The following is a 24,276-nucleotide window of genomic DNA, read 5'->3' on the forward strand; positions in this document are numbered from 1 at the left end:
CCATTAACCCACCTTTCCTAATAAATATTCATACCACCATATATTTCTATCATTTCTCTTGTAAGTCTATCTCTAATATCGCGTCTCTCATCTGGTGATAATTCGTAAGGATCTTTTTTAAACATATAATTATCAAGTTTTATATCTCTAACCATCATCTTTGTATGAAATATATTAGATTGATATATGTTAGTATCTATAGCATCATATCTCTTTAATGTATCTTTATCTATAAAATCTTGTATTGTTCTTATTTCATGGTCTAAGTAGTGCTTACGTCCATTTACATCTCTTGTAAAGCCTCTAACTCTATAATCCATTGTTATTACATCGGAATCAAAACTATTAATCAAATAATTTAATGCATTTAATGGAGATATTTTTCCACAAGTTGATACATCTATATCAACCCTAAATGAACTTATATCATTATTTGGATGAAATTCTGGGTATGTATGGACAGTTAGATGACTTTTATCTAGATGTCCTACAATACTATCTCTTAAATCTACATATGAAAGTTCGCCCTTATTACAAGATGGATCCACATTAGCTATTGGAAGTGCTTCCTCTGTTATTAATATGTTTACACTAGCTCCTTGTGGTTCATAATCTTGTCTTGAAACATTAAGTACATGTGCGCCTATTATTTCTGTAACATCAAAAAGTATTTTTGTTAATCTCTCTGAGTTATACTGTTCATCTATATATTTTATATAATCTTCTTTCTCTTTTTCTGTTTTTGCATAGCAAACATCATAAATATTAAAACTTAAAGTTTTAGTTAAATTATTAAAACCATAAAGCTTAATTTTTTCAGTCATTTTGAATATCATCCCCTATCTTATTTGTTATTATTTTAAATCCCGGAATTAATTTGAATTAATTATATAGTACAAATTTACCATTTACCAACACTATTATTTTACATTTTTGTATTTTTATTATATTTTTATAAATAAAATAATTTTGTGTAATAAATACTAACTTTAAAATTTAGTATTACTAAACATAATATTATTATCTCAAGTACTTTAAAAGATTGATTTTACTTATTTTTATTCATATAGGCCTAAAAAACAAAAATTCAATGAATTTTTTTGAAAATAATTGTTAACATTTTGTAAACTTTTTATTTATTATTATTTTTTCTTAGTTTTGATTAATTTAATTTATATTTTTTATTATATTTTTTACTATAATTATTTAATAATATTTTAAAAATTTATAACTATTAATTATTTTTAAGTAATAATTTATATCACTTAAAAATTTATACTGTCATATTTCTATTAAAAATAGTAAAATATATTTATAAATTTAATTTTGGATTAAAGGGAGAAATTCATATGATAAAATTAGGATGCCACGTAGGAATGAGTGGAAAAGAAATGTTTTTAGGATCAGCTAAAGAAGCTGTTTCTTATGGAGCTAATACTTTTATGGTATATACTGGAGCTCCTCAAAATACTAGACGTAAAGATATTAGTGAACTTAGAATAGACGAAGGTTGGGCTTACATGAAGGAGCACGGAATAGATGATATAGTTATTCATGCACCTTATATAATAAATTTAGCTAATACTGTAAAACCAGAAACTTTTGAACTTGCAACTGAATTTTTAGCATTAGAACTGCAAAGAACTGAAGCTATGGGAAGTAAAACTTTAGTTCTTCACCCTGGTGCTCATGTTGGTGCTGGTGTTGATGCTGGAATTAATCAAATAATAAAAGGTCTTAATGAAGTATTAACTAAAGATACAAAATGTAATATAGCTCTTGAAACTATGGCTGGTAAAGGAACTGAAATTGGTAGAAACTTTGAGGAAATTGCAAGAATTTATGATGGTGTAACTCATAATGATAAACTTAGAGTTTGTTTTGATACTTGTCATACAAGTGATAGTGGTTATGATATTATTAATAACTTTGATGGAGTTATTAATGAATTTGATAAACTTATTGGAAAAAATCAAATTGCAGTATTTCATTTAAATGATAGTAAAAATATTCCTGGAGCTAAAAAGGACCGTCACGAGAATATTGGTATAGGTAATATAGGTTTTGATGCTTTAAGATATGTTGTATGGCATAATGACTTTTTAGAAATTCCAAAAATACTTGAAACTCCTTATGTTACCATTCCTGGAGAAAGCAAAAAATCTGTTCCACCTTATAAATATGAAATTGAACTTCTTAGGAGAAATGAACCAGTTTCAATGACTAATGAAGAGTTTATAGAAAATGTTTTAAAAAATAGATAAAAAGTAGAGGGTATTTACCTTCTACTTTTTATTTATTCAATACTATATTTAGTCATCAATAAAAAATAAATTTTCTACTGTTGTCCCCAAAAACTTAGCAAGCTTCATTGCTAACTCTAAAGTAGGATTATACTTATTATTTTCTATTGCATTTATTGTCTGTCTAGTTACATTCATATTAATTGCTAAATCTTCTTGTCTATATCCAAGTTCTTTTCTTAATTCTTTTATTCTATTTCTCATTTATTTTTGCATCCTTATTTTTAAAATAGTACTTGCTCCTAAGAATACAAGATTTTGTGTTATAAATAAAAAGAATTCTGCTCCCCATATACCATTTATTACATAATTATAAACTGACCATATAAATAAAAAAATAGCAGTATACGCCCATGCAACCTTTATACTCTTAAAAGATATTTGCATTTCCATTTCATCCATTTTTTTAAATCCTAACATTATATCTTCCTCCTCTAATGTAAAAACTTCTTTACATTTATTGTACACTTCCATTTTATTGATGTAAATACTTTTTTACATTTTAAAGCTGTAAAATTAAAAAGATAGTATAAATAAAGTCACTTATACTATCTCTTTATATTAATTTCTATTTATATTAATTTAAGTTTGAGTAAAAGTTATAACTAATGCTACAATTAAAACAACTATTATTCCAATATACATTGCCATTCCTGTTTTTGTTGCAGCATTTACTGTGTACCCCATACCAAATCTTTTTTCTACATTAACACGTGGATCATCTTTATTGTAATATATAATTCCAAACTTCCAATTATCATCATCGTCTTTTTGTACTACATTGTTATTCTCTATTTTATAATTATTTCTTACTTTGTAAGCTTTAATCATAAATATAAAAAGTACAGTAAACATAAATACTACAAGAATTAATATAAAACTAACTAAAAAACTGCTCATAGGTATAATTTGAAGTATTTGAAGATTTCCAACTGTTAATATAACCATAGTTAAAACTCCAGTAAAAATCATCATATTTGATAAAATTCTTCTATACCTTAAATTACCTCCTCTTGATTTTTCTGGATTTCTTGGATCTATTTTAAGTTTTTGTTTTTGAATTAAAAAATCTATAAATATAAATATTCCAAAAATAAATATCATTGATAATATTACTGAAAATACAGTAAAGAAGCTCTTTTCTGAATAACCAATAACATTTCCACTAAAATCAAAGTTTGTTGCTATTATATTTGGCATTGAATCATATTTTGATATTGCTAAGTAAAGATTAAATAAAATTAATGTTCCCATAGTAACTATATAAAAAATTAATGTTCTTAAATTATATTTAACCTCTTCAAGTTCATAAATAACAACTTGTTTTTTTCCTTTTAATCCTCCTAATTTTCTCTTTAGTCCTTTCATTTTTTCATTATAAAATCCAAAGGATATCATTAATGCAAATATAGTAAAAAATATTGAAACTACATTAAGAGCTATACTTGATTTTAAATAACTAAATATTATTAGTCCCTCTGCTATAATTGAAATTATAATATTAACCCATTTATATCTATTTACTAACTTTTTTACATCCTTATTATTTTTTATTTCTTCTGTTACTACACAACCTAAAAGTAATTGCTTCTTGCCCTTTATAGGAAGTATTGTCATTGAATAAAATTCAATAAAAATTACTAAAGTCATAATAATTACATAACTAATATCAAACATATTTAACCCTCCCTAATACTCTTTTAAAATACCATCTAATAAATTTAATATTTCTTCCTTAGACAACCCTTTTGCAATGCCTTCTTGTGTTATTTCATTAAGCTTTAAATTATATTTTTCTTTAAATTCTATGTCATCTTTTGCTTTTTTAATATTAACTATTACACCTTTTCTTCTATCTACAGATACAAAACCTTCGTCTTTTAATAAGTTATATGCCTTATTTACTGTATGAAGATTAACTTCCACTCCAGAAGCTAACTCTCTTACAGATGGAAGCTTATCCCCTTCCTTTATTTGGCCTTTTGCTATTCCTTCAATTATTTTATTTCTTATCTGAAGATATATAGGAGTTTCGCTTTCAAATTCTAAAACTAAAAACATTTTTACCTCCTTTATTAACTTTATTCTATCTGTTATATATAATATATAACAGATAGAATAAATGTTCAATATAAAATTTAAAAATTTTTCCAATAAACTAAAAAACTTACTGCTAAGAAGCAATAAGTTTTTTATATTATAGTAATTCATTTTTTAATTTTTTTAGTCTCTTCATTACATTATTTTCACCTTTACCAAAATAATCATGTAATATTTTATACTCTTTAAATAACTTATTATAAAGTGCCACATTTTCTTTAATAGGCTTATATGTTTTTTCTTTTTTTCTAGACATATACTTTGATGCTTCCTCTATGCTATCATATCCACCATTTTCTTTACCTACAATAGCTGCAGCAAGTATTGCAGAACCCAATGCTGAGGCTTGATTAGAATCAGATATATTTATTTCTTTGTTTAATACATCAGAATAAATTTGCATCATCATTTCATTTTTTTGTGCTATTCCTCCAGCTGCGTATATCTCTTTAATATCAACACCTTCATTTTCAAAAGCATCTATAATTATTTTAGTACCAAAAGCCGTTCCCTCAATTAATGCTCTATATATTTCTTCCGGCTTTGTATGAAGTGTATAGCCTATAATAGCTCCTGTTAAATCTGCATCTGTAAGAACACTTCTATTTCCATTAAACCAATCTAAAGCAATTAAACCACTTTCTCCTGGCTTTTGTCCTTTTACTTTTTCACATAATAACTGATGAATATTAATATTTTTATTTTTTGCTTCATCTTCATATTCTTTTGGTACAGCATTTTTTACAAACCAATCAAAATGATCTCCAACACAAGCTTGTCCAGCTTCGTAAGCATAATATCCCGGTATTATTCCATCTTCAACAACTCCACTTACTCCACTTATAAATCTTTCTTTATCATCCATCATTATATGACAAGTTGATGTTCCCATAATCATAAGCATTTTTCCTGGTTTAACAATTCCTAAAGCTGGAAGTGCTGCATGTGCATCTACTATTCCAGTTGCAACCTTAATTCCTTCTTTTAAATTTAACTTATCTGCCATTTCTTTAGTTAAAGTTCCTGCACACTGATCTAAGCATTTAATATTATTACTAAGTTTCTCTTCTGTAAAGTTTTCTAATTTAATATCTAATGATTTAAAAAATTCTTTTGATTCATACCCCTTTTCCTTAGACCACATTCCTTTAAATCCAACACTACATATACTTCTACTCTCTTTTCCTGTAAGCTTTAGTATAATCCAATCTAGTGCTTCTATTATTCTATATGCATTATTATAAATTTCTTCATCTTCATTTATAAGTTTCATAACCTTTGGAACAAGCCATTCAGAAGATATTTTTCCCCCATACCTTTTAATAAAAGTTTCTTCTCTATCAATTGATATCTTATTTAACTTATTAGCCTCATCCTGTGATGAATGATCTTTCCATAACTTAACATAAGCATGTCTTCTATTTTTAAATTCATCTTTTAAACATAAAGGTTCGTTATTTTTATCTATTGGCATTATAGTACAAGCTGTGAAATCAACCCCAATTCCTATAATATCATTCTTATTTACTTTACATTCTTCTATAAGTTTTGGTATTTTATATAAAACCTCTAAATAGTCATTTGGATGTTGAAGGGCTGTATCAATTGGTAATCTTGTTTTTCCATCCGGCATAAACTCATCCATAACTCCATGTTTATAAATCACTTCTTTACAACCAATTTCTCTTCCATCTTTCACATCAACTAAAAGTATTCTTCCTGATAATGTTCCATAATCAATTCCTATAGTATATTTAGCCATTTCTCTCCCCCTAAGTTAAACTAAAGTCCATTAACCCTTCTAAGAAAACGTTATCTAGACAGATTAATTCTATTTATAAATAATATTATCTTGTAAAATATTTTAAGGTTTTACATATGCAAATCCTTCATTTTGCTTTTCTATAAGCTCCATAATTCCTGCAGTTACAACTTTTACAAAGTTTAAAAGTTCGTTTTTATCTATATTAAATTTATTTAGACTATTATTACATACTGCTATTATAACACCTTTATTAAATACATCATTTAGTTCATTAATTATTCCATGTTTTTTAGCATAATCTTCTTTTAAATTAACTACTGACTTTCCATTAATTAATAATTCAATAGTTATATTCTTATTTAAATTTAATAAATTTTTTATATTGCCTAATGCCACTTCCAATTTTCCTTCTTCATCTACATGTAAAATTACTTTCATTTAAAATACCTCCTTTTATAATTTGATTTTATCAAACTATATTATTTTTTTCTGTTTCTAAAATATAAATATTAATTTAAGTTTAATCTATTTTAATTTAGCTATATTATTTAAGAAACTACTTTTTTATTTAAATTCAATATAGTAAAGATAATTATAGATTTTTAAAAAAAAGAGTGATTTAAAAATCACTCTTTTATTAAATTATTTTTATTTATTTATTACTTTTTTTCTAAAAAGAATCATCCCTAATATTACCCCTATAAATCCTAACATCATAAAATACAATCCAGATTCATTTCCAGTCTTAGGCAATTCTTTTGTACTTGTACTTTTATTTTTCTTATTAGGAGTATTATTTTTGTAACTTGGTTTTTCAATTTTCTTCTCGTTTGTTAAATTATCTTTTGTAACTTCCCCTGCTTTTATTGCAAACTCATGATTTGCATCATTTAATACATATCCCTTTGGTGCTTTTGTTTCTTTGAAGAAATACTCTCCTTCTTCTAGTGATATTCCTCCATTTTCTGTTATGCGTGCTACTTCTCCTGTTGCCCCATTTTTATTTATCTTACCATTTTCATCTGTAATTCCTGTTAAAAATGGCTTATTCATTCCTTTTTTATAAAATTCAATTGTTGCTCCCGCTACCGGTTTTCCATTTGATACATCTGTTTTACTGAATTCTAATATTCCTTTTTGTTTCTCATTTGCTAAGTTATCTTTTGTAACTTCTCCTACTTTTATTATAAACTCATGATTTTCATCATTTAATATATATCCCTTTGGTGCTTTTGTTTCTTTAAAGAAATACTCCCCTNGGTGCTTTTGTTTCTTTAAAGAAATACTCCCCTTCTTCTAGTGATATTCCTCCATTTTCTGTTATACGCTCTATTTCTCCTATTGCCCCATTTTTATTTATTTTACCATTTTCATCTGTAATTCCTATTAAAAATGGCTTATTCATTCCTTTTTTATAAAATTCAATTGTTGCTCCTGCTACCGGTTTTCCACTTGATATATCTGTTTTACTGAATTCTAATATTCCTTTTTCTTTTTCATTTGTAATATTCATTGTTACTATTTGATTATTTTCATTAATTTTAATTGTAAATTCCTTTGAATTCAATTTATAATTTTCAGGAGCCTTTACTTCTTTAACAATATATTCACCATAAGGTAATAGCTTACTTTCAGCAATTCCTTGTTTATTTGTTTCTAAGGAATCTACAAGTAATCCATTTTCTTTTTGCTTAATTTCAAATTTAGCTCCATATAATCTTGAACCATTTTTAGAGTCTGTTTTTACTATTTTTACTTTTCCTTTTATAAATTTATTTACAAATTTAATTTCATTTACTTTGTTTGATTTTAATTCTATAGATTTTATTTCATTTGACTTTACTAGATAATTAGGTACTGATTTTTCACGTACATATATAATTCTTCCAACTTCATTTAATGTTTTAGAAACCGATCCATCATTTTCAGTTACTAATTCAAATACACTTCCTGAAAAATCTTTATTATAAGATGCCTCAAAAACTACTCCTTTAACTGGATTATTATTTTCATCTACCTTTAAAAGTTTCAATGATGCTTCTTTTTTTACATTTAATACTAAATTAAATGAATTAAAGTCACTAACTTTTGTTATTGGTGAAACCTTTTGACTTGTTTCATTTATATAAACAATATTTGTTCCTTGATGCTTTTTAATTATATTTTCAAATGATAATTTTAATCCGTTTACTGCATTTTCTGTTGGCTTAATTGTAAGAAATTCTTTTCCACCTTCTACACCATATCTTAATATGTATCCATCTTTATTTATATCCGTATTGGGACTATATCCACTTGCCTCCATATAAGTAAACAATACATTATTTTCATCTATTAATTTTGTTACTTTTCCTAATTTTGTATTTATTACTTGTCCATTAAATGAAGGAGTTTTTTTGCTTTTATTAACTTTTTTAATAATCATATTTTTATTAGAATCATAAAATCCTGGCTTTGATTCCCAAGTTAATTTATACACACCATAATTACTCATAACTTCCCATATTAATAACTGTGTTGTAGTATAATCTTCCATTGTTTTTTTACTCGTGTTCCAACCGTAATATGTAATTAGTTCAATATCTCTTTTTAATTCTTTATTATTTTCAAATAAATTTTCTAAATACTCTTGTGTATAATTATATCCCTTTTTAGCTTGCATCCAAGGTTCAACACAAAAAACTGGTTTACCATTTATAGTTAAATATTCAAATTGATTTTTATAATCTGTATATGTTGTATAATTTATATTTCCTAAACCATCAGGTCTTTTTACTGATTTTTTAGATGTTAATTTTGTATTACCAGTAATGCTTTTTAATTCTACACCAAGTTTATTGTCCGATGCTTTTGCTTCTTTTACTCCTGTAAAATTTGTACCAATAATTAAAGTTATTAGCATAATACTAATTTTAGAAAAAAATAATTTAAATTTATTTTTTCTACTCATATCAATTCTCCCCTATTCTAATTTAATTATTAAATAGTTATAAAAAGAGAGTTTATTTAATTTCAAAATTTATTTAATAAAAATATTTAAAATAATAAAGGTAAATATTTCATTCGTTATAAATAATCTAGTTATTATTTTATATTTATTCACACTTCATCTTATATTTATAAATAAAATTCATTAAAAACAAATTAATCTTTCTCCTCCTTTCGAGAAATTAAATAAATATATAACTATAATTTTATTATATATACAAGTAAAAAAATTAGAATATATTAACTCTTCCACTTTTTTAGTTAAAAGAACAAAAAATGAGAATGTAAATTTTATATTAATAAACTTTATCCTTGCTATGTGTAGTACTATGCATAATTATAAAAACCTTATTATAATTTTATTTAAATTATTAATCTTTATTTTTAATCTTTAATCGCCTCATTTTATCTAGGCTATTTTTTAATCTTTCCCATTCCCAATTGTAAGCTGTATTATTAATAATAAAACACTTTTTTTCTTCTATATAAATTAAAGTATCTGATATAACTAAATCAACATCATCATAAATTTTATCCACAAAAGTTATAGGTAATATTGTTAATGCTCTTATCTTGTTTTCAAGTAATTTTCTTGGCTTATTTCGTGATGAAATTAAAAGAGCAATTTTAATTTCATTATAAAAATAATTTACATCTAACGTGCTTATTATTATATAAAGATATTTATAATATAAATATTTATTTTTAAAGAATTTCTCAAACTTACTATTATTTTTAAATACTTCTTTAATAAAAATATCAAATATATTTATAAGATCATTATAATTATCCTTTAAAAAATCAATTTCTCTTAAGTTATAAAAAAATGTAGTGTCTTCATAAAAAAAATAACTAACTAAATTAGCACAAAATATTTTACAAAACATTTCAGTATATTCTTTATTAGTTATATATTGATTTAAAAACTTATTTAATTTATTTATAAATAAATATGCAGCTTCTTCACATATAGATTGTTCTCCACCTATTGTAAAAAAGCTAGACAAATAATCTAATTTTTCTGAGTACATTTCTTCTGATACCATTAATGAATAAAAAAGAACAATCTCATTATGAATTAAATTTTTATTTTTGCTATCAAAATTAAATTCATAAGCTGATAACATTATCTCTTTAAATTCTAAAAAGTTTTTATTATTATCAAAAAACTTATTCATATTACCTATATCATCTAGAACATATCCTTCCTTATCTCTGATTAAATTAATTGCTATCCACAATATCATTTTTTCCTTAAGAAATATATTATTAGTATTAAATCTACCTACATATAAATTACAATAAATTTCATTACTTTCTTTTTTTAATTCCTCATCAAAAGGCCATTCAAATATTCTATTACTACACCAATAAAATTTTAAAAAGAAATATCTTATTTGATACTCCTTCCCCATAATAGGAAATTTATTTTGTCCACAAAAATCTAAATCAAATTTATTTAATAATTTTTTTAAATTAGGTAATTGTCTGTATATGGATGATAAACTTATATGTAGATTCTTTGCTGTTTTTCTTATATTCTCATAATTATTTCTAAAAATTGAATCTATTAAACGATATAAAATTGATCTCTTTATGTAAATATATTTAAAATAATCAACTGAAAAATCTGCATTTACCTCCAAAATTAAGTTTAGTTTCTGTGATTTTTCTATATTTAAATCTATATTATAAATTTTTGCATCATAATTAATTTCATCTATTGTACTTAATAAGGTTCTCTCATTTAAATTTAACAATGTAGCTAAATCTTTAAGATGTACTAATCCTTGATTTTTAGATAATTCATATATAATTGAAACTTTTCTCATATCCAAATTATTCAGTAGATCCTTCATTAAAATCCCTCCTCATTTGTTAAAACCCATCTAAATAAATGTTGCATATTTTTATTGAATACAACTAAATAATCTCTCCATTATATAATGGAGAGATTAATCTAAAAACTATAAATAGAATATGTAGTACTAAAATATTAACTTTATAAAGTTAATTTTAATAATTATAAATTTCAAGTTAAAAGTATATTTAATAACATTATTACTTCAACAAGTTTATATATACTTAAATAAATCAAATCTCTATATTTTATAAATTTATTATAAATAGCTAAAATGATGAAAATTGCATAGATTTAAATATTTTTATAAAAATACTTAATTATTTTGTAAGAAATTATACTATATTACCATTATTATAAGTTACAATAATAATTTATAATAATGGTAATTTAATACTATTTCATCCAATGTTACTATAACCTTTTTATACAGTCAATTATTTTAAAACTTTTAATAATTCATATATTTATATAAATTTTAATAATAATTTTAATAAAATAAAAAACCACCGTAATATGTGGTGGTTTTTTTCTAAAATTCATAATTTTAATTAAATAACAAAATATATTTTAAATTTTATTATTTAATTTAAACTTTAATAAAGATAATATTCTTTATGACTATTATCTTTATTAACTTATAATATTTAACTGAATAAAATCTCTTTTTTATCTATAATTTTAAATTACTTTAAATAATCTTCAACTGCTTTTATTATATCTATTTGAATTTTCAAGCTATCAATTGGATGCTTTTCTATATTTAAAGCATGATTTGCACCTTCAAACTTTATTAATTTAACTCCATTTATTCTATTTATTTTACTTATATTTTCTTCTTTCAAAAGTGGATCTGCACTTCCTGTTATAACTAATGAATTTTCTTTAATTCCCATATTTACAGTTTTATCTATAGGACTTATATAAACATTTGTTATATTGTATCCTTTTATATTTTCATTTAATACATTTTGCACACAAGTTCCTATACTTTTACCTATTATAACTATATTTTTATATTTTGAATTTAGTATACTATTTATTTGCTCTAAAGTTTCCTTTGCTACTATATCAAATTCCTTAGCTACATCAAAAGTTTTTCTTGCAATTTGAAATCCATATTCAACTTGAATTAAATCATAACCTAATTTTAGTGATAGTTCGCTTATATATTCTAGAGTTACTCTATCTAAAGTATAACCTATTCCAGGCAGTACTATTGCCAATGTTTCACTTCCTTGATTAACTAAATGTGTCTTTAGCTCTACTCCCCAATATGAATTAATTACATTACTCATAACTTCCATCTTCTTTCCTTCTTATATTTTTTCTTCTGTTAACTTTTAATTTAAGCATAAGAACTTATATATTATACTAACATTATACTCCTTATTGATTTATTGTTATAATATGAATATCTTATATTACTTATAAGCTACCTATTATGTTTTTATTTATATATAGATAGTTTAAACTTTTAATATTTTATACATCATAAAAATAAATTTCTATATCTATACAAATATTTAAACATATAAAAAAAGGAGTTTTAAAACTCCAATCTTTAATTTAAATATTATTTTTAATATACTTGCTTTCTAGATTTTAAAATCATAATTATAGAAACAGGTAAAAATATAACTAAAAATATAATTCCAAATATTCCTGTTAATGCTACTGAAACAGTAGCCAATTTTGTAAGTGTCATTCCTAAAAAATTAAATACTATATGTATTATTATACCGCCTATTAATGATTCACTATACATATACATTAATGAACAAACAACACCTAATATAAAAGTATATATCCCTTGTACTACATTAAAGTGCATAAATGAAAATACTAATGCTTGAATTATAATAGCAACTACAATGTTATAATTGTTTTTTAAAAATCCAAATATAACACCTCTAAAAAATATTTCTTCAAATATAGGTACAAATATTGATATTATTAAAATTCCTATTATTGAATTTTGTGCTTGACTTAAATTCATCTGAACGTCCTTATAACTTGAAAAAATAGGTGTTAAGAAAGTTATTATACACATTGATAACATATAAATTCCGCAAGCTAACATAATAATATATAAACATTTTTTTATGCTAATCTTTTTAAATTTTTCTTTATTTATAAGATTATTTTTATGTTTTGTAAAAATTAATAATAATATTATTAACATTATTAAATCACTAATAAAAACTGATAAATTTAATCCTAGGTTTGTTTTTGAAATTAAAGGCATAACTTTTTCATAACTAAATTGTAAATTATTTTGTTTTGCCACTATAAATATTTGCATACTTTGGACCACAGCCTGTATTATTACAAAAATTACTGGTAATCCTATTACTATGCCTAAAGTTTTTAAAGCTTTTTTCATTTTTATCCCCCTTAAATATGTTTACATTTTATATAAACGTATAGAATAATAATATCATTAAACACTTTTTTCAATTTTAAATTTTTATTTGCTATTATGTAAATATTTATAAAATTTAACATTTTAAATTACTTAATCAATAAACCTTATTTTGCATATAATGATTATAATCAATTTATAAAAGTGATATTATGGAATATGTTATAAAATTAAATGATTGTGAAATTTTAGGTTCTGGATGTGAAGGAAGTGTTTACCTAACTCCTGAAGGTTATGCTCTTAAAGTTTTTAATAGTATAAAATCTGCCGAAAGTGAAGCAAATATATTAAAAAATACAGAGGATAGCAGATTCTTCCCTAAACTCCTGTTAAAGGTTAGTAACATAGTAATAAGAGAATGTGTTCATGGAGAAACTCTTTATGAATATTTAAGAGAACACGGACTTTCTTTTAAAGTTTCAAAAGAAATAATAGATCTTATTGAAGATTTAAAAATACTTAAATTTAAACGTATAAATATAAGAAATGCTCACATATTTGTGAATAATAAAGAAAATATAATGGTTATAGACCCAAGAAAATCTTATGATAAAGTTACTCAATATCCCAAAGATATAATTAAAGTTCTATTAAAGCTTAACTTATTTGACGATTTTATTAAGCATGTTGTAGATTATAAACCTGAACTTTTACCTTATTGGATAGATAGTTATAACTATGTAGTAAATATTTATAGACATGTATTGAGGTATAAATATTAAACTAAAAATCAGGCTATCATAAATAAGATAGCCTGATTTTATTAGCTTATAGCCTTTATAGTACTTGCAACCCCATATTTTTCATTACTTAACTTTAAATATAATTTCATATTTTTTTCTCCATCACCAATAGGAAAATCTGTTGGTCCACCTATAATATACTTAACACCTTTTGCAGTTACAAATCTTTTACTTCCAACAGTATCTTTAAAATTTTCATCTTCTTTTGATTTATACTTAGTTACTGAAAATAGAAAACCTTCACTACTATACTTATATGGCTCTTGAGGTATCATATATACACCAATTCCATCATCATAAGATTTTACAGTGTAAAGTCCACTCCAACTTGCAGGAAATGTTATTTGTATTCCTAAGTTAGTATTTTTATACACATGTTCTTTCTTAGATTGCTGATTATTGTTGATAACTTCATTTTTTGTATTTACTTTATTACTTGATGAAGGTTTCTTAATAACTTCTTTTTCTTTATTTTTTCTTTCTAATTCTTTCTTTTCAACAACTTCTTTTTTAGCCTTTTCTTCTTCTATTTTTTTCTTTTCCTCAAGATCTTTAAGTTTTTCATTTATTATCTTTTTATAACCTTCTAACTTTTCCTTTTGATGTTTTATTCCATTATTATCTATTTTATCAATTACTTTTTTAGCATCTTCATACTTTTTATCTTTTATTAATTTATCAACATTATTTAATTCATTATTTATACTTTCTATCTCTTTCTTTCTATCATTTATTTTTTTCTTTAAATTATTTATATCATCTTTTATCTTATAATTTGAATATTCACTTGGTATTTCATTTATATATTTTTCTGCCTCTTTTATATTGTCAGCTTCAAATTCCTTTTTTGAATTATAGTAATTATCTATTATATTTAAAAGTTTTGTTGCTTCTTGATTTGAACTATCCTCTTTCAATACATTTTCAAAATCTGCTTTAGCCTCATCATACTGCCCGTTTTCAATAGATGTAATCCCATCTTCTAATTCCTTTTTTATATTGCTATTAATACACCCAAGAATTCCTGTACTTAATATTATTCCCGTTATTACAAAAGTAATTATTTTCTTTTTAAGCATTATTATACCTCTCCATTCTCTCATTAGTTTAATCCTATATAAAAATTATATTCTAATAAACAAATTTATTCCATTTAATATTTAAAAACCCCTTGAATTATTTTCCTAATAGTATTAAAATTTAATTAAGTAATTACTTAATTAAATTTCGAGGTACTTATGAAAAATATAGAAAAATTATTCAAAGCTTTTGGAGATGAAACTAGATTAAAAATTTTAATCTTGCTTTCAAAAAAAAATATTTGTGCTAAAGGTTTAGCTAAACATCTTAATATATCTGAAGCAGCAGTTTCACAACATATAAAAGTTCTTAAAGAAGCTGATATTATTGAAGGTAAAAAAGCTGGATACTTTGTTCACTATTCAATTAATAATGATATTTTAGATGAATTAGTTAATTTTATAAATGCAATTAAAAGCAAAACTTTAGAAACTAAAAATTATATTGACCTTCCAAAATTTCAATGTGAAGGTAAAAAGCATTGTAAAAAAAATTGTAATTCTAATTTGAAAGGAGATATTAATAATGAAAATTTGTATTCCTGTAAAAGAAAATAAAGGTTTTGAAAGTGTTCCTTATAATCACTTTGGTTCAGCACCATTTTTCTTAGTTGTTGATACTGAAACAAATGAAATTAAAGCTATAAACAATGGCGACTTAAACCATGAACACGGTAAATGTCAACCAATTAAAGCAATCGGTGGCGCTGACATAGATGTTGTTTTAGTTCTTGGAATAGGTGCTGGTGCTATAAATAAATTAAACATCTTAGGAAAAAAAGTATTCAAAGCAGAAAATACTTCACTAAAAGAAAATGTTAATTTATTTATGGAAAATAAATTAATTGAATTTAATCCTGCAAACTCTTGTGCTGGACATTCTTCAGTACATTCTTGTGGTCATCACTAAAATTTAAAATAAAAATATTTTTCTATATGAATATCTATTATTTAATTTAGAAAAACTAATTAAGAAATTTCTTTATATTTTAGGAGGTTGTAATTATGGCTATAAAAGAAAAGGCTTCACATGAAAAAGCTAAGCAAATGCTCATTGAAGGTGAATCATATGATGATATAATAGCTGAAACTCATTTAAGATTAAAAGATATAAAAAGAATTGAAAAAAATGAAATAACCTCTAAATTCTAAAAAAACTATCTCAACTAAATTAATAGTTGAGATAGTTTTCTATATATATTTTATTTAGTTAATATTAATATTTCTTCACCATCTATATATAAATTTTTTTTAATATTTTCAATTTCTGATTCTCTTTTATTAGATAATGTAACTTTATATTCTCCTGCTGGTAAATTTACATTAACTAAATTTTTATTACTATTTATTATTACATATGAAATTTCATCTTTCATCTTTCTTTTCATTATCATAACTGATTCTTTTCCCGAATTTTGATAATGGACTGTACCCTCTTTTAATGATATATTTTCATTTCTAGCCTTTAATAACTTTTTATAAAACTCATATATAGATTTATTTTTTTCTAAATTACTTAATAATATATTTTTATTTATATTATTATAAATCTTACTAGCTTTATCTTTATCATAATTAATAAACTCAATTAAGCTAGCTTCATTTTTACTTTTAACAAAACCTTTCCCAGAAACCCCTAATTCTTCACCAAAATATATAATAGGATTGCCAGGTAAAGTTAAATAAATAGTAGCTGCCATTTTCATATTTTCTTCAGAAACCCCTAAACTATTTATAAATCTATCTTCAAATTTATTATTTAAAATAGGATAAATTGCAAAATTATTATTTGAATATTTATTTAATTGATAATAGTAATTCGATAACTTTTTAGATAGACTGTTTATATTTTTTTCTAATAATCCTTCCTTAATAATATCACCAAGATTTAAAAATAAAAAACCATCTAAAACTTCTAAATACCCTTTCATATTTGATTCGCCTTCTCTAACATCTCCTATAATTGTAAAATCACTTCTTAAACCTTTACAATAGCTCGTTAGATTTTCTATGAACTCAACATTTTCTTTATAGGAATTAAAATACAATTTAACTAATTCTAATTTAAAGCCATCTACACCTTTATCAATATAAAATTTTGCTATATCCTTTATTTCATTTTTAACAAATTCACTACTTAAATTTAAATCCGGCATACATGGTGATAATAAGGCATAATAAATATTATGTTCATTTAATTCTCTCCAAGCAAATTTTGTTGAAGGTGCAATTATATTATGATTAATTTTATCAACATCATCTTCGCTACGCTTCCATATATAATAATCTCTATATTTATTATTTCCATTCTTAGCTTCTTCAAACCATATATGCTTGTCTGAGGTATTATTTAGAACTAAACTAATATTAACTTTTATATCTCTCCTATTTGCCTCTTTTATTAAATTTTCAAAATCTTCCATTGTGCCATATTCTTTTTTTATTTTTTTGTAATCAATAATATCATATCCATGACTACTATAAGATTCTTGAATAGGTAACAAATTAATGGCTCCTATCCCTAAGTTTTCTAGATAATCTAAGTTATTAATTATTCCATTAATATCCCCTATTCCATCTCCATTGCTGTCACTAAATTCTCTTACTGAAATTTCATAATAAACTCTACTATCTTCTTGACAGTTTATAAAACTATTCTTATAGATTACAAAACTATCTTTTTCAGCGAAATAATAAACAATTAATCCAATTAAAATTAAACTTAAACTTAAAATTAAAATATTACCATATTTAATTTTCAAAATTCTCTCCCTCCACTTTGTTTAGCCTATTAATTAAAATTAATTTTTATATTTTCACATAAATTATATAATATTAAGTTCTTTTTTATAATATATTCTAATTGTCAAAATACGTCATTTTTCTATTTTTAATCCACTCTTTTGTAAATATAATACTTTTGTTTTATTTATATTTTTTTATAATTAAAATTAAAAGTATATACTTATAATTTATTAAAATTAAGTGCATTTATTTATTAATATATTGAATTTTTACTTATATTTTTTTATTTTTTGTAATTGCTTTATTTTAAAATTACTTTTATGTATATGTTTTCATTTTATTAATATTTATTATAATTTTAATTCTTACCTTAATGGTATAATTAGTATATATAAGAAATATATAATTAAACTTAATTTTTATAAGCTATTTAATTTTAATTATTTTTATTATTATATTAGGCTTTATTTTAAAGTTTTTAAGCCTAAAATAACTTTATTATATTTTTAGAAAATTTAATATTATGAAAAACAAACTTTAAATTTAATTAAAAAGGACTGTTTTATTATGAAAAATAAAAAAATAATCCCTTTAATCATAAAAATAACATCTTTTATAGTAATAGTAATTGCTGTAATACTTACCTTTAGAATTTGTGATACTGTAAACGTTAATAATAATGAATCTTTAATATCTTATATTGAAAAAAAAGAAAATTCTTCAAACATTGAAATTAAAAAGAAAAAAAGCTATGGTGATTTATGTTTTCTTTTATATACTAAAAACAATAACTCATACAAACTTATAATTTTAAATAGAGATAATATTTTTAAAAATAGATATTGTTTATTTGGTTCATCAGGCTCCTCATTTAAAACAGATCCTGTTGAAATATATATTTTTCCTCAAACTAATTACAATTTAGTTGTAGTTTTTGGTAATAATTCAAAGCTACATGCTTCTAAATACGAAATAGTTAATAATGACAAAATACTTTATGATGAAAATTTAAATGTTAATCAATATATTTTAGGAGTATACAAAATAAAATCTAATGATACTTTTTCAAATAAAGTAGAGTTTTTTGATAATGAAGGAGATAGAGTGTTTTAAAAAAACTACCATATATAATTTATATATGGTAGTTTTTTTATTTCTAATTTAATTTTAAGTTAAATATAGCACTTGGTTTACTATCTAAAATATTTGGATAAAACTCAACTATAATATCTTCTGATTTACTGTTTAAAGCATAAGCTGCACTTGCAGTACACTTTTTACCTTTACTTATACTCTTCGAAACCTTTTCTGAACTTATTGGATAACTCTCTAATATATTTCCTTCTTTATCATAAACTTTAAAATTACTATCTGATATAAATAAATTTTCACTTAAATTTAAATTTTCATAAGTAAATTCTAATAAAATAACTTTATTAGCCTTTGTATTTAAAAATTCATTTCTTTCTTTTGTTGTATTTAAACTATTAATCTTAACAGACATAAGTTTATTTCCATCGTCATCTTTTTCATAATATGCTTCTTTTAATTTATATTTATTGTTTTCTTCACTTAAATTTTCACTAGAAACTTCTTCATCACTTTTATACTTATTACTGTTATTATCATAAGATTTTATTTCTTTGTATAAATTACTGTTATTTAATACTTTACTCTCCATTTCTAAAAGGTACTGATATCTTTCTTTTGTAAGGTTTACCCCATTTCCTACAAGGCTCATAAATAAAACTCCTATAAGAAAAGAACTTATAGCAATTATAATTTTATTTGATAATATTTGTTTTATTTTTTCTTTAATCAAAAAAATCCCTCGCTTTGCAATAGATACACTTCAATTATCTTAGAGTATCACCACAAAGAAAGAGATTTATTCAAAATCTTCTAAATCCTCTTTACATTTAATTTAACTTTATATTCCTCTTTTTGACCATTTTCAAATTGTAATTTTAATTTTAAATACATATTATTAAGTAAATATTTTTTATCATAATGTCTTGTTATGTACTCTCCAGAGATTCTGCCTATATTTGCTTTTAAATCTCCTGGAGAGGAAAATAAATGTTTATCATAATTTTCTGATTTAAACTTAGTAGAAAATACTGTCTTTTCATTACCATTTATATCAACACCATTTCCATTAACACATATTTGAATTTCATAAAACTTTAAATTTTCTTTATGAACTCCTAAATATTCAATTCTTCCTCCTTCTAATATATCTTTATTATAGCTTTCTATTATAATTCCATCAGTAACTTTTAAATATTCATTTTCTCCATTTACTGAATAAACTTTAAATGACTTATTTATAATATCTGATTTATTTTTATACTTTGTTGCTATACCGATAAAAAATATATTCGTTATAATTAATGCTATAAATAAGAAATTAAATTCTTTTCTCATAATCTCACCCCATACATTAATATATAATCTCCATATTAACCAATATTTATTTAAAAAATTCACAGCTTTTTGTTTTTTATAATTATTTTTTTATAAAATTACATATTGTTATAAAGCCTATTGCCTAAATAATATATAAATATATATTGTAATTGATACCACTAATAATTTGTGATATAATAAAAATTTTATTATTATAAAAAATTATGTTATAATATATTTAAATAATAAAAAATTTTTTTTGCTTCAAAGTAATAATGCTATATTATTGCTTTTAATTTATCTCAATTTATAGGATAAAAACTATTATTAAAAAAGTTATGCACATAAGAAAAATATAATAAGGAGGTTTTTTATTTGTTTAATGTCGGTGATAAAATTGTATATCCAAGCCAAGGGGTAGGTGTTATTGATCTTATTGAATCAAAAGAATTCAAAGGAAAAATGCAAAATTATTATAAAATACACCTTTTTAATAGTTCAATGAAATTAATGGTACCATTTAGCGTAGTTGAACCATCACATATACGATTAGTAAGTGATAAAGATGAAATTGATAACATATTTGACCATATTGATGAATTCTTAGATATAGATTATGATTCAATCCCTAACAATTTTAGAGAAAGAATTGCTATTAATAATGAAAAGATTAAATCTGGCACTTTGACAGATTGTATACAAGTTATATGTAATCTTAGTAAAATCAATTCTAAACATCATTTAAATAATGTTGAAAAACAAATGCTAACAAGTACAAAGAAAATTTTAATCGAAGAAATATGTCAATCTAAAAACTTATCTAATACTGAAGCTGAAGAATTATTAAACGCTTCTATAACCTTTTAATTCAAATCAAAAAATATATTTTTCAAATAAACTACTTTGATTTAGCGTTATTTAAAAATTAAATTCAAGTATTAAGGGACGCTAAATACGTCCCTATTTTTTTATTATTAATCTTTTATTTAATAAATGTTTTATGATATTACTAATTCCATTTCTGTTATTTCTTTTGTAATTACCTCTGCTTTAACTTTTTCACTTAAAGCCCCACCAGATGTAATAAATACATCTTTCTCAATAATTAAGTCCATTAAATCATTTACTTCAGTATTAGTTAAATCATCTCTTACTTCTCTAATTGTTAAATTAACCCTTTTACCAAGCTCATTTTTAAACCCAATAACTAATATTCTATCAATCATTATAAATACCCCCTTTTAATTTATAAAACTATTTTTCTTCTTAAATTATTCTGATATTAATACGCTTTCTTCTTCTCTTTCAATTGAAACTAATGGATAAGATATTAATTCTGATATAGCTTTTCCTACTGCATATATATTTTCATCACTTGCTTGTAAGTTTAAATTCTTATAAGTTTGATGCTTAATTATATCATTTTCCTTCTCATCCTTTCCCCTATTATAATTTACTGATAAAGCTAATCCTTTTATTGTTTTTGTTGCCATGCTTATCAACTCCTTTCATTTAATAAATATGCACTTTACTAAAAATGAAAGAAATTTTTTATAAAATATTTTAACTTTGAAAAATCTATTAAAATAAAAAAGAGAACCTTACATAAAATGCAAAACTCTCTTAAAATCCTATTTATTATATAATTATTTAAAATACAAAAAATTAACCAATTAAAAAATCAAGTATGTTCCAACCATCACTGCTTTGTGCTTTATATAGCTCAGTAAATCCACATCTTGTACAGCTTATAGTTATAAATTTCTTATTTTGAATATCAAATATCTTTGCGAAATTTCCTCCTGTAGCTTGAAATTGATCTGATTCATAATGATTATTTCCACACTTTGCACAAACATACTGCTTTTTTTCCATAATTATCTCCCCTTTAAAATCTCTTTATTTAAATATACAAAAATTTCTTTAAAAAATCCTTAAATAATAATTAGTTTTGCCTTAATATAAAACAATTAAACCTGTTTACATAATTATATATATTATAATTTCAATTATTAATTATAAAAATTCTTAAAATTTAACCATTTATTTTATCCTAAATATCAACTTTCATTAATATATATTAATATAAACCTTTTTGATACTCCTGACCTCCTGGTATTAAGAAAAGGTGCTAAAACTTAGCACCTTTTCTTTTACATCTATTAAGTTAATCTAAAATAAATTTATTATATAAAACAAATTTATTTATATTTTAGCCTGCCATTCCAATGTACATTCCTACAAAGTAAGGAATTAACCATATAAACCAAACTACCATACTAAATTTATGGAATGCTTGTTTAGCTTTTTCACTTCCTTTATTTAAAACCCAAGTTGCCCAAACTGCATGGAATAACATTAATAATATTGCAAGCATACCTGTTGATTGATGAATTAAAAGTTGTGTTGGTGTTATTGTTTTATCAGCATGTGCTGCTGCAATTCTACTCATTGTAAAAGTTCCTAAAGTATCACAAACTAAACCACACCAGAAAATGATAACATGTTTCTTTTCTAATACTTTAGCTCTATGTTCTCCCCATACACCTACTGTATAAAAAATTAATGCAAGTGTTATAAATATAATTGCTGGAATTAATAATTTTGGCATAAAAATCTCTCCTTTTCTTTTAAAGTTTACTATTTTTTATTAACATAATTTCATTTAAGTAAAAAGTACACAAAACTTTGCTTAAATCCTTTATTTCACTACTGAAATAAATTTAGTTAGCATCCTAACTACTTTATTATCATAATATTTTTTATTAACAAATACAATGAACAGACTATTAAATAATGTTTAATAAATAAGCTATATTTTTTTTAAAGTTATTAAATTGAGATTAGATATATATAAATGTTATAATTAACTAAATAATACAAAAAGAAGGGATGAAAATATGCTAAAAAAACTTACAGATAGAGTATATTATATGGAGCACAAAGAATCTGGAGACAGACCAACCCTTGGTCTTGTAATTGGAGATAAATATAGTTTAGTTATTGATGGTGGAAATTCAAAAAGTCATGCAGAAAGCTTTTTAAAGGAAGCCCAAAAAATAGCTACTTCTGAAATAAAATATTTAGTTATAACACATTGGCATTGGGATCATATAGTTGGAGCAAATTATATGAACTTAATAAATATAGTAAATGGAGTAACTAATGAAAAACTTGATTCACTTAGAGATTTAAAATGGACAAACAGTGCATTAGAAGAAAGAGTTAAAAATGGACAAGAAATTGAATTTTGTTTAGAACATATAAAAATAGAACATCCAAATGATGATAGAGAGATTTTAATACCAACAGGTGATATAATTTATGATGAATTTTTAAAAATAGATTTAGGTGGAGTTAAAGTTTTTGTTGAACATATATCTAGTGATCACTCAAATGATAATTCAATAGTTTTAATAGAAGAAAATAATAAAACTACAGCTTTTGTTGGTGATTCTCTTTATTTAGATATGTATAATGGTGCTTGGAGTTATTCAAAAGATAAATTTATTCCACTATTAATAGAACTTGAATGTTATGAGGCAGATTATTATGTTCCTTCTCATCACGGATTATATACTAAAGAGAGCTTTTATGAATATGTAAATCATATGAAACTATTAAGTAATATTGTTTCTGATAAGCTTTCTATTGAAGATTGTATAAAAGAATTTAAAAAAGTTTTTAATAAAGAACCTAATGAAGATGATGTATATGATATGAATTGCTTCATTGAAGGCAATAAAAAAGAACTTACAATAATTTAATAATAAATTGTAAACAATTTCAAATAGTGTTTTATTTTTCTTAATTTTGGTATATAATAAACTCAAGTTAAATAATATATATAAAAAGTTT

Annotated in this window: 28 protein-coding genes; 8 read left to right on the top strand and 20 right to left on the bottom strand. The window is 23.0% G+C overall.

Annotation, left to right across the window (positions count from 1 at the left end; translation table 11 throughout):
* Nucleotides 1-17 precede the first annotated feature (17 nt).
* A complete protein-coding gene (gene speD, locus AC4FQ1_RS04035) occupies nucleotides 18-824 on the bottom strand; it encodes an adenosylmethionine decarboxylase (RefSeq protein ID WP_303129983.1) in 807 nt (268 codons plus the stop codon).
* Between the two features lie 525 nt (nucleotides 825-1,349).
* Between speD and AC4FQ1_RS04040 the strand changes: the two genes are divergently transcribed.
* Nucleotides 1,350-2,264 carry a deoxyribonuclease IV gene (locus tag AC4FQ1_RS04040; protein WP_303129984.1) on the top strand — a complete coding sequence of 305 codons (915 nt, stop codon included), beginning with the start codon at nucleotides 1,350-1,352 and terminating at the stop codon, nucleotides 2,262-2,264.
* 48 nt (nucleotides 2,265-2,312) lie between these two features.
* Here AC4FQ1_RS04040 and AC4FQ1_RS04045 read toward each other — a convergent pair whose 3' ends face one another.
* The 11 genes from AC4FQ1_RS04045 to AC4FQ1_RS04095 form a co-directional block, all read right to left on the bottom strand.
* On the bottom strand, nucleotides 2,313-2,507 hold the full coding sequence (locus AC4FQ1_RS04045) for a helix-turn-helix transcriptional regulator (RefSeq protein WP_303129985.1): 195 nt from the start codon (nucleotides 2,505-2,507) through the stop codon (nucleotides 2,313-2,315).
* On the bottom strand, nucleotides 2,508-2,723 hold the full coding sequence (locus AC4FQ1_RS04050) for a hypothetical protein (protein ID WP_303129986.1): 216 nt from the start codon (nucleotides 2,721-2,723) through the stop codon (nucleotides 2,508-2,510).
* A gap of 162 nt (nucleotides 2,724-2,885) precedes the next feature.
* Nucleotides 2,886-3,980 carry a DUF1648 domain-containing protein gene (locus AC4FQ1_RS04055; protein ID WP_491168981.1) on the bottom strand — a complete coding sequence of 365 codons (1,095 nt, stop codon included), beginning with the start codon at nucleotides 3,978-3,980 and terminating at the stop codon, nucleotides 2,886-2,888.
* A gap of 12 nt (nucleotides 3,981-3,992) precedes the next feature.
* Nucleotides 3,993-4,364, bottom strand: coding sequence for a GntR family transcriptional regulator (locus AC4FQ1_RS04060; protein ID WP_303129990.1), 372 nt, complete (start codon nucleotides 4,362-4,364; stop codon nucleotides 3,993-3,995).
* A gap of 136 nt (nucleotides 4,365-4,500) precedes the next feature.
* Nucleotides 4,501-6,165 (bottom strand): ribulokinase, encoded by a 1,665-nt coding sequence (locus tag AC4FQ1_RS04065; protein WP_491168982.1) that lies wholly within the window; start codon nucleotides 6,163-6,165, stop codon nucleotides 4,501-4,503.
* 102 nt (nucleotides 6,166-6,267) lie between these two features.
* Entirely contained in the window at nucleotides 6,268-6,606 is a 339-nt protein-coding gene (locus tag AC4FQ1_RS04070; protein ID WP_491168983.1) for a DsrE family protein, read from the bottom strand.
* 210 nt (nucleotides 6,607-6,816) lie between these two features.
* Nucleotides 6,817-7,452 (bottom strand): SpaA isopeptide-forming pilin-related protein, encoded by a 636-nt coding sequence (locus tag AC4FQ1_RS04075; RefSeq protein ID WP_491169201.1) that lies wholly within the window; start codon nucleotides 7,450-7,452, stop codon nucleotides 6,817-6,819.
* Nucleotides 7,409-9,118: a SpaA isopeptide-forming pilin-related protein gene (locus AC4FQ1_RS04080; RefSeq protein ID WP_491168984.1), complete on the bottom strand. Its 1,710-nt coding sequence runs from the start codon at nucleotides 9,116-9,118 to the stop codon at nucleotides 7,409-7,411. Before AC4FQ1_RS04080 ends, AC4FQ1_RS04075 begins: the two co-directional genes overlap by 44 nt.
* Before the next feature lie 409 nt (nucleotides 9,119-9,527).
* Nucleotides 9,528-11,015: an AcpB/EbpR/MafR family transcriptional regulator gene (locus tag AC4FQ1_RS04085; RefSeq protein ID WP_491168985.1), complete on the bottom strand. Its 1,488-nt coding sequence runs from the start codon at nucleotides 11,013-11,015 to the stop codon at nucleotides 9,528-9,530.
* 688 nt (nucleotides 11,016-11,703) lie between these two features.
* On the bottom strand, nucleotides 11,704-12,324 hold the full coding sequence (locus AC4FQ1_RS04090) for an alpha/beta hydrolase (RefSeq protein WP_491168986.1): 621 nt from the start codon (nucleotides 12,322-12,324) through the stop codon (nucleotides 11,704-11,706).
* A gap of 275 nt (nucleotides 12,325-12,599) precedes the next feature.
* The gene (locus tag AC4FQ1_RS04095; RefSeq protein WP_491168987.1) at nucleotides 12,600-13,403 is read right to left on the bottom strand and encodes a CPBP family intramembrane glutamic endopeptidase; all 804 of its coding nucleotides are present in this window, start codon (nucleotides 13,401-13,403) and stop codon (nucleotides 12,600-12,602) included.
* 191 nt (nucleotides 13,404-13,594) lie between these two features.
* Here AC4FQ1_RS04095 and AC4FQ1_RS04100 point away from each other — a divergent pair, with 191 nt between their 5' ends.
* Entirely contained in the window at nucleotides 13,595-14,164 is a 570-nt protein-coding gene (locus AC4FQ1_RS04100; protein WP_491168988.1) for a serine/threonine protein kinase, read from the top strand.
* Between the two features lie 41 nt (nucleotides 14,165-14,205).
* On the opposite strand, the gene AC4FQ1_RS04105 is transcribed toward AC4FQ1_RS04100, so the two are convergent.
* A complete protein-coding gene (locus AC4FQ1_RS04105) occupies nucleotides 14,206-15,264 on the bottom strand; it encodes a tetratricopeptide repeat protein (RefSeq protein ID WP_491168989.1) in 1,059 nt (352 codons plus the stop codon).
* 159 nt (nucleotides 15,265-15,423) lie between these two features.
* Between AC4FQ1_RS04105 and AC4FQ1_RS04110 the strand changes: the two genes are divergently transcribed.
* The 3 genes from AC4FQ1_RS04110 (at nucleotide 15,424) to AC4FQ1_RS04120 (ending at nucleotide 16,416) form a co-directional block, all read left to right on the top strand.
* Complete coding sequence (locus tag AC4FQ1_RS04110) at nucleotides 15,424-15,822, top strand: ArsR/SmtB family transcription factor (protein ID WP_491168990.1); 399 nt, start codon at nucleotides 15,424-15,426, stop codon at nucleotides 15,820-15,822.
* Entirely contained in the window at nucleotides 15,791-16,174 is a 384-nt protein-coding gene (locus AC4FQ1_RS04115) for a NifB/NifX family molybdenum-iron cluster-binding protein (protein ID WP_491168991.1), read from the top strand. Before AC4FQ1_RS04110 ends, AC4FQ1_RS04115 begins: the two co-directional genes overlap by 32 nt.
* Nucleotides 16,175-16,269: 95 nt before the next feature.
* A complete protein-coding gene (locus AC4FQ1_RS04120) occupies nucleotides 16,270-16,416 on the top strand; it encodes a hypothetical protein (RefSeq protein ID WP_303130013.1) in 147 nt (48 codons plus the stop codon).
* 50 nt (nucleotides 16,417-16,466) lie between these two features.
* Here AC4FQ1_RS04120 and AC4FQ1_RS04125 read toward each other — a convergent pair whose 3' ends face one another.
* Nucleotides 16,467-18,026 (bottom strand): alpha-amylase family glycosyl hydrolase, encoded by a 1,560-nt coding sequence (locus tag AC4FQ1_RS04125; RefSeq protein ID WP_491168992.1) that lies wholly within the window; start codon nucleotides 18,024-18,026, stop codon nucleotides 16,467-16,469.
* 550 nt (nucleotides 18,027-18,576) lie between these two features.
* Here AC4FQ1_RS04125 and AC4FQ1_RS04130 point away from each other — a divergent pair.
* On the top strand, nucleotides 18,577-19,122 hold the full coding sequence (locus AC4FQ1_RS04130) for a hypothetical protein (RefSeq protein WP_491168993.1): 546 nt from the start codon (nucleotides 18,577-18,579) through the stop codon (nucleotides 19,120-19,122).
* Between the two features lie 43 nt (nucleotides 19,123-19,165).
* On the opposite strand, the gene AC4FQ1_RS04135 is transcribed toward AC4FQ1_RS04130, so the two are convergent.
* Both AC4FQ1_RS04135 and AC4FQ1_RS04140 read right to left on the bottom strand, forming a co-directional pair.
* Nucleotides 19,166-19,831, bottom strand: a complete 666-nt coding sequence (locus AC4FQ1_RS04135; RefSeq protein WP_491148209.1) for a DUF4352 domain-containing protein — start codon at nucleotides 19,829-19,831, stop codon at nucleotides 19,166-19,168.
* An 80-nt stretch (nucleotides 19,832-19,911) separates the two neighbouring features.
* A complete protein-coding gene (locus tag AC4FQ1_RS04140) occupies nucleotides 19,912-20,436 on the bottom strand; it encodes a hypothetical protein (RefSeq protein ID WP_491168994.1) in 525 nt (174 codons plus the stop codon).
* 357 nt (nucleotides 20,437-20,793) lie between these two features.
* Between AC4FQ1_RS04140 and AC4FQ1_RS04145 the strand changes: the two genes are divergently transcribed.
* Nucleotides 20,794-21,285 (top strand): CarD family transcriptional regulator, encoded by a 492-nt coding sequence (locus tag AC4FQ1_RS04145; RefSeq protein ID WP_303130220.1) that lies wholly within the window; start codon nucleotides 20,794-20,796, stop codon nucleotides 21,283-21,285.
* A 131-nt stretch (nucleotides 21,286-21,416) separates the two neighbouring features.
* Here AC4FQ1_RS04145 and AC4FQ1_RS04150 read toward each other — a convergent pair whose 3' ends face one another.
* The 4 genes from AC4FQ1_RS04150 to AC4FQ1_RS04165 all read right to left on the bottom strand — a co-directional run bounded on the left by AC4FQ1_RS04150 (nucleotide 21,417) and on the right by AC4FQ1_RS04165 (nucleotide 23,029).
* Nucleotides 21,417-21,644: a DUF2922 domain-containing protein gene (locus AC4FQ1_RS04150; RefSeq protein ID WP_491168995.1), complete on the bottom strand. Its 228-nt coding sequence runs from the start codon at nucleotides 21,642-21,644 to the stop codon at nucleotides 21,417-21,419.
* Nucleotides 21,645-21,689: 45 nt separating this feature from the next.
* Nucleotides 21,690-21,911 carry a DUF1659 domain-containing protein gene (locus AC4FQ1_RS04155; protein WP_303130225.1) on the bottom strand — a complete coding sequence of 74 codons (222 nt, stop codon included), beginning with the start codon at nucleotides 21,909-21,911 and terminating at the stop codon, nucleotides 21,690-21,692.
* Nucleotides 21,912-22,083: 172 nt separating this feature from the next.
* Nucleotides 22,084-22,293: a zinc ribbon domain-containing protein gene (locus AC4FQ1_RS04160; protein WP_303130226.1), complete on the bottom strand. Its 210-nt coding sequence runs from the start codon at nucleotides 22,291-22,293 to the stop codon at nucleotides 22,084-22,086.
* Nucleotides 22,294-22,630: 337 nt separating this feature from the next.
* Entirely contained in the window at nucleotides 22,631-23,029 is a 399-nt protein-coding gene (locus AC4FQ1_RS04165; RefSeq protein WP_303130228.1) for an HsmA family protein, read from the bottom strand.
* 289 nt (nucleotides 23,030-23,318) lie between these two features.
* Between AC4FQ1_RS04165 and AC4FQ1_RS04170 the strand changes: the two genes are divergently transcribed.
* Nucleotides 23,319-24,185: an MBL fold metallo-hydrolase gene (locus tag AC4FQ1_RS04170; protein WP_491168996.1), complete on the top strand. Its 867-nt coding sequence runs from the start codon at nucleotides 23,319-23,321 to the stop codon at nucleotides 24,183-24,185.
* Nucleotides 24,186-24,276: the final 91 nt, after the last annotated feature.

The sequence above is a fragment of the Clostridium sp. TJA020 genome (genome assembly GCF_058310295.1).

Coding starts and splice junctions, on each gene's coding strand:
- AC4FQ1_RS04055 (WP_491168981.1), bottom strand. CDS start 3,980: ATGTTTGATATTAGTTATGTAATTATTATGACTTTAGTAATTTTTATT.
- AC4FQ1_RS04085 (WP_491168985.1), bottom strand. CDS start 11,015: ATGAAGGATCTACTGAATAATTTGGATATGAGAAAAGTTTCAATTATA.
- AC4FQ1_RS04150 (WP_491168995.1), bottom strand. CDS start 21,644: ATGATTGATAGAATATTAGTTATTGGGTTTAAAAATGAGCTTGGTAAA.
- AC4FQ1_RS04120 (WP_303130013.1), top strand. CDS start 16,270: ATGGCTATAAAAGAAAAGGCTTCACATGAAAAAGCTAAGCAAATGCTC.
- AC4FQ1_RS04040 (WP_303129984.1), top strand. CDS start 1,350: ATGATAAAATTAGGATGCCACGTAGGAATGAGTGGAAAAGAAATGTTT.
- AC4FQ1_RS04070 (WP_491168983.1), bottom strand. CDS start 6,606: ATGAAAGTAATTTTACATGTAGATGAAGAAGGAAAATTGGAAGTGGCA.
- AC4FQ1_RS04165 (WP_303130228.1), bottom strand. CDS start 23,029: ATGCCAAAATTATTAATTCCAGCAATTATATTTATAACACTTGCATTA.
- AC4FQ1_RS04090 (WP_491168986.1), bottom strand. CDS start 12,324: ATGGAAGTTATGAGTAATGTAATTAATTCATATTGGGGAGTAGAGCTA.
- AC4FQ1_RS04100 (WP_491168988.1), top strand. CDS start 13,595: ATGGAATATGTTATAAAATTAAATGATTGTGAAATTTTAGGTTCTGGA.
- AC4FQ1_RS04170 (WP_491168996.1), top strand. CDS start 23,319: ATGCTAAAAAAACTTACAGATAGAGTATATTATATGGAGCACAAAGAA.
- AC4FQ1_RS04045 (WP_303129985.1), bottom strand. CDS start 2,507: ATGAGAAATAGAATAAAAGAATTAAGAAAAGAACTTGGATATAGACAA.
- AC4FQ1_RS04110 (WP_491168990.1), top strand. CDS start 15,424: ATGAAAAATATAGAAAAATTATTCAAAGCTTTTGGAGATGAAACTAGA.
- AC4FQ1_RS04095 (WP_491168987.1), bottom strand. CDS start 13,403: ATGAAAAAAGCTTTAAAAACTTTAGGCATAGTAATAGGATTACCAGTA.
- AC4FQ1_RS04050 (WP_303129986.1), bottom strand. CDS start 2,723: ATGTTAGGATTTAAAAAAATGGATGAAATGGAAATGCAAATATCTTTT.
- AC4FQ1_RS04065 (WP_491168982.1), bottom strand. CDS start 6,165: ATGGCTAAATATACTATAGGAATTGATTATGGAACATTATCAGGAAGA.
- AC4FQ1_RS04130 (WP_491168993.1), top strand. CDS start 18,577: ATGAAAAATAAAAAAATAATCCCTTTAATCATAAAAATAACATCTTTT.
- AC4FQ1_RS04140 (WP_491168994.1), bottom strand. CDS start 20,436: ATGAGAAAAGAATTTAATTTCTTATTTATAGCATTAATTATAACGAAT.
- AC4FQ1_RS04060 (WP_303129990.1), bottom strand. CDS start 4,364: ATGTTTTTAGTTTTAGAATTTGAAAGCGAAACTCCTATATATCTTCAG.
- AC4FQ1_RS04115 (WP_491168991.1), top strand. CDS start 15,791: ATGAAAATTTGTATTCCTGTAAAAGAAAATAAAGGTTTTGAAAGTGTT.
- AC4FQ1_RS04160 (WP_303130226.1), bottom strand. CDS start 22,293: ATGGAAAAAAAGCAGTATGTTTGTGCAAAGTGTGGAAATAATCATTAT.
- speD (WP_303129983.1), bottom strand. CDS start 824: ATGACTGAAAAAATTAAGCTTTATGGTTTTAATAATTTAACTAAAACT.
- AC4FQ1_RS04105 (WP_491168989.1), bottom strand. CDS start 15,264: ATGCTTAAAAAGAAAATAATTACTTTTGTAATAACGGGAATAATATTA.
- AC4FQ1_RS04155 (WP_303130225.1), bottom strand. CDS start 21,911: ATGGCAACAAAAACAATAAAAGGATTAGCTTTATCAGTAAATTATAAT.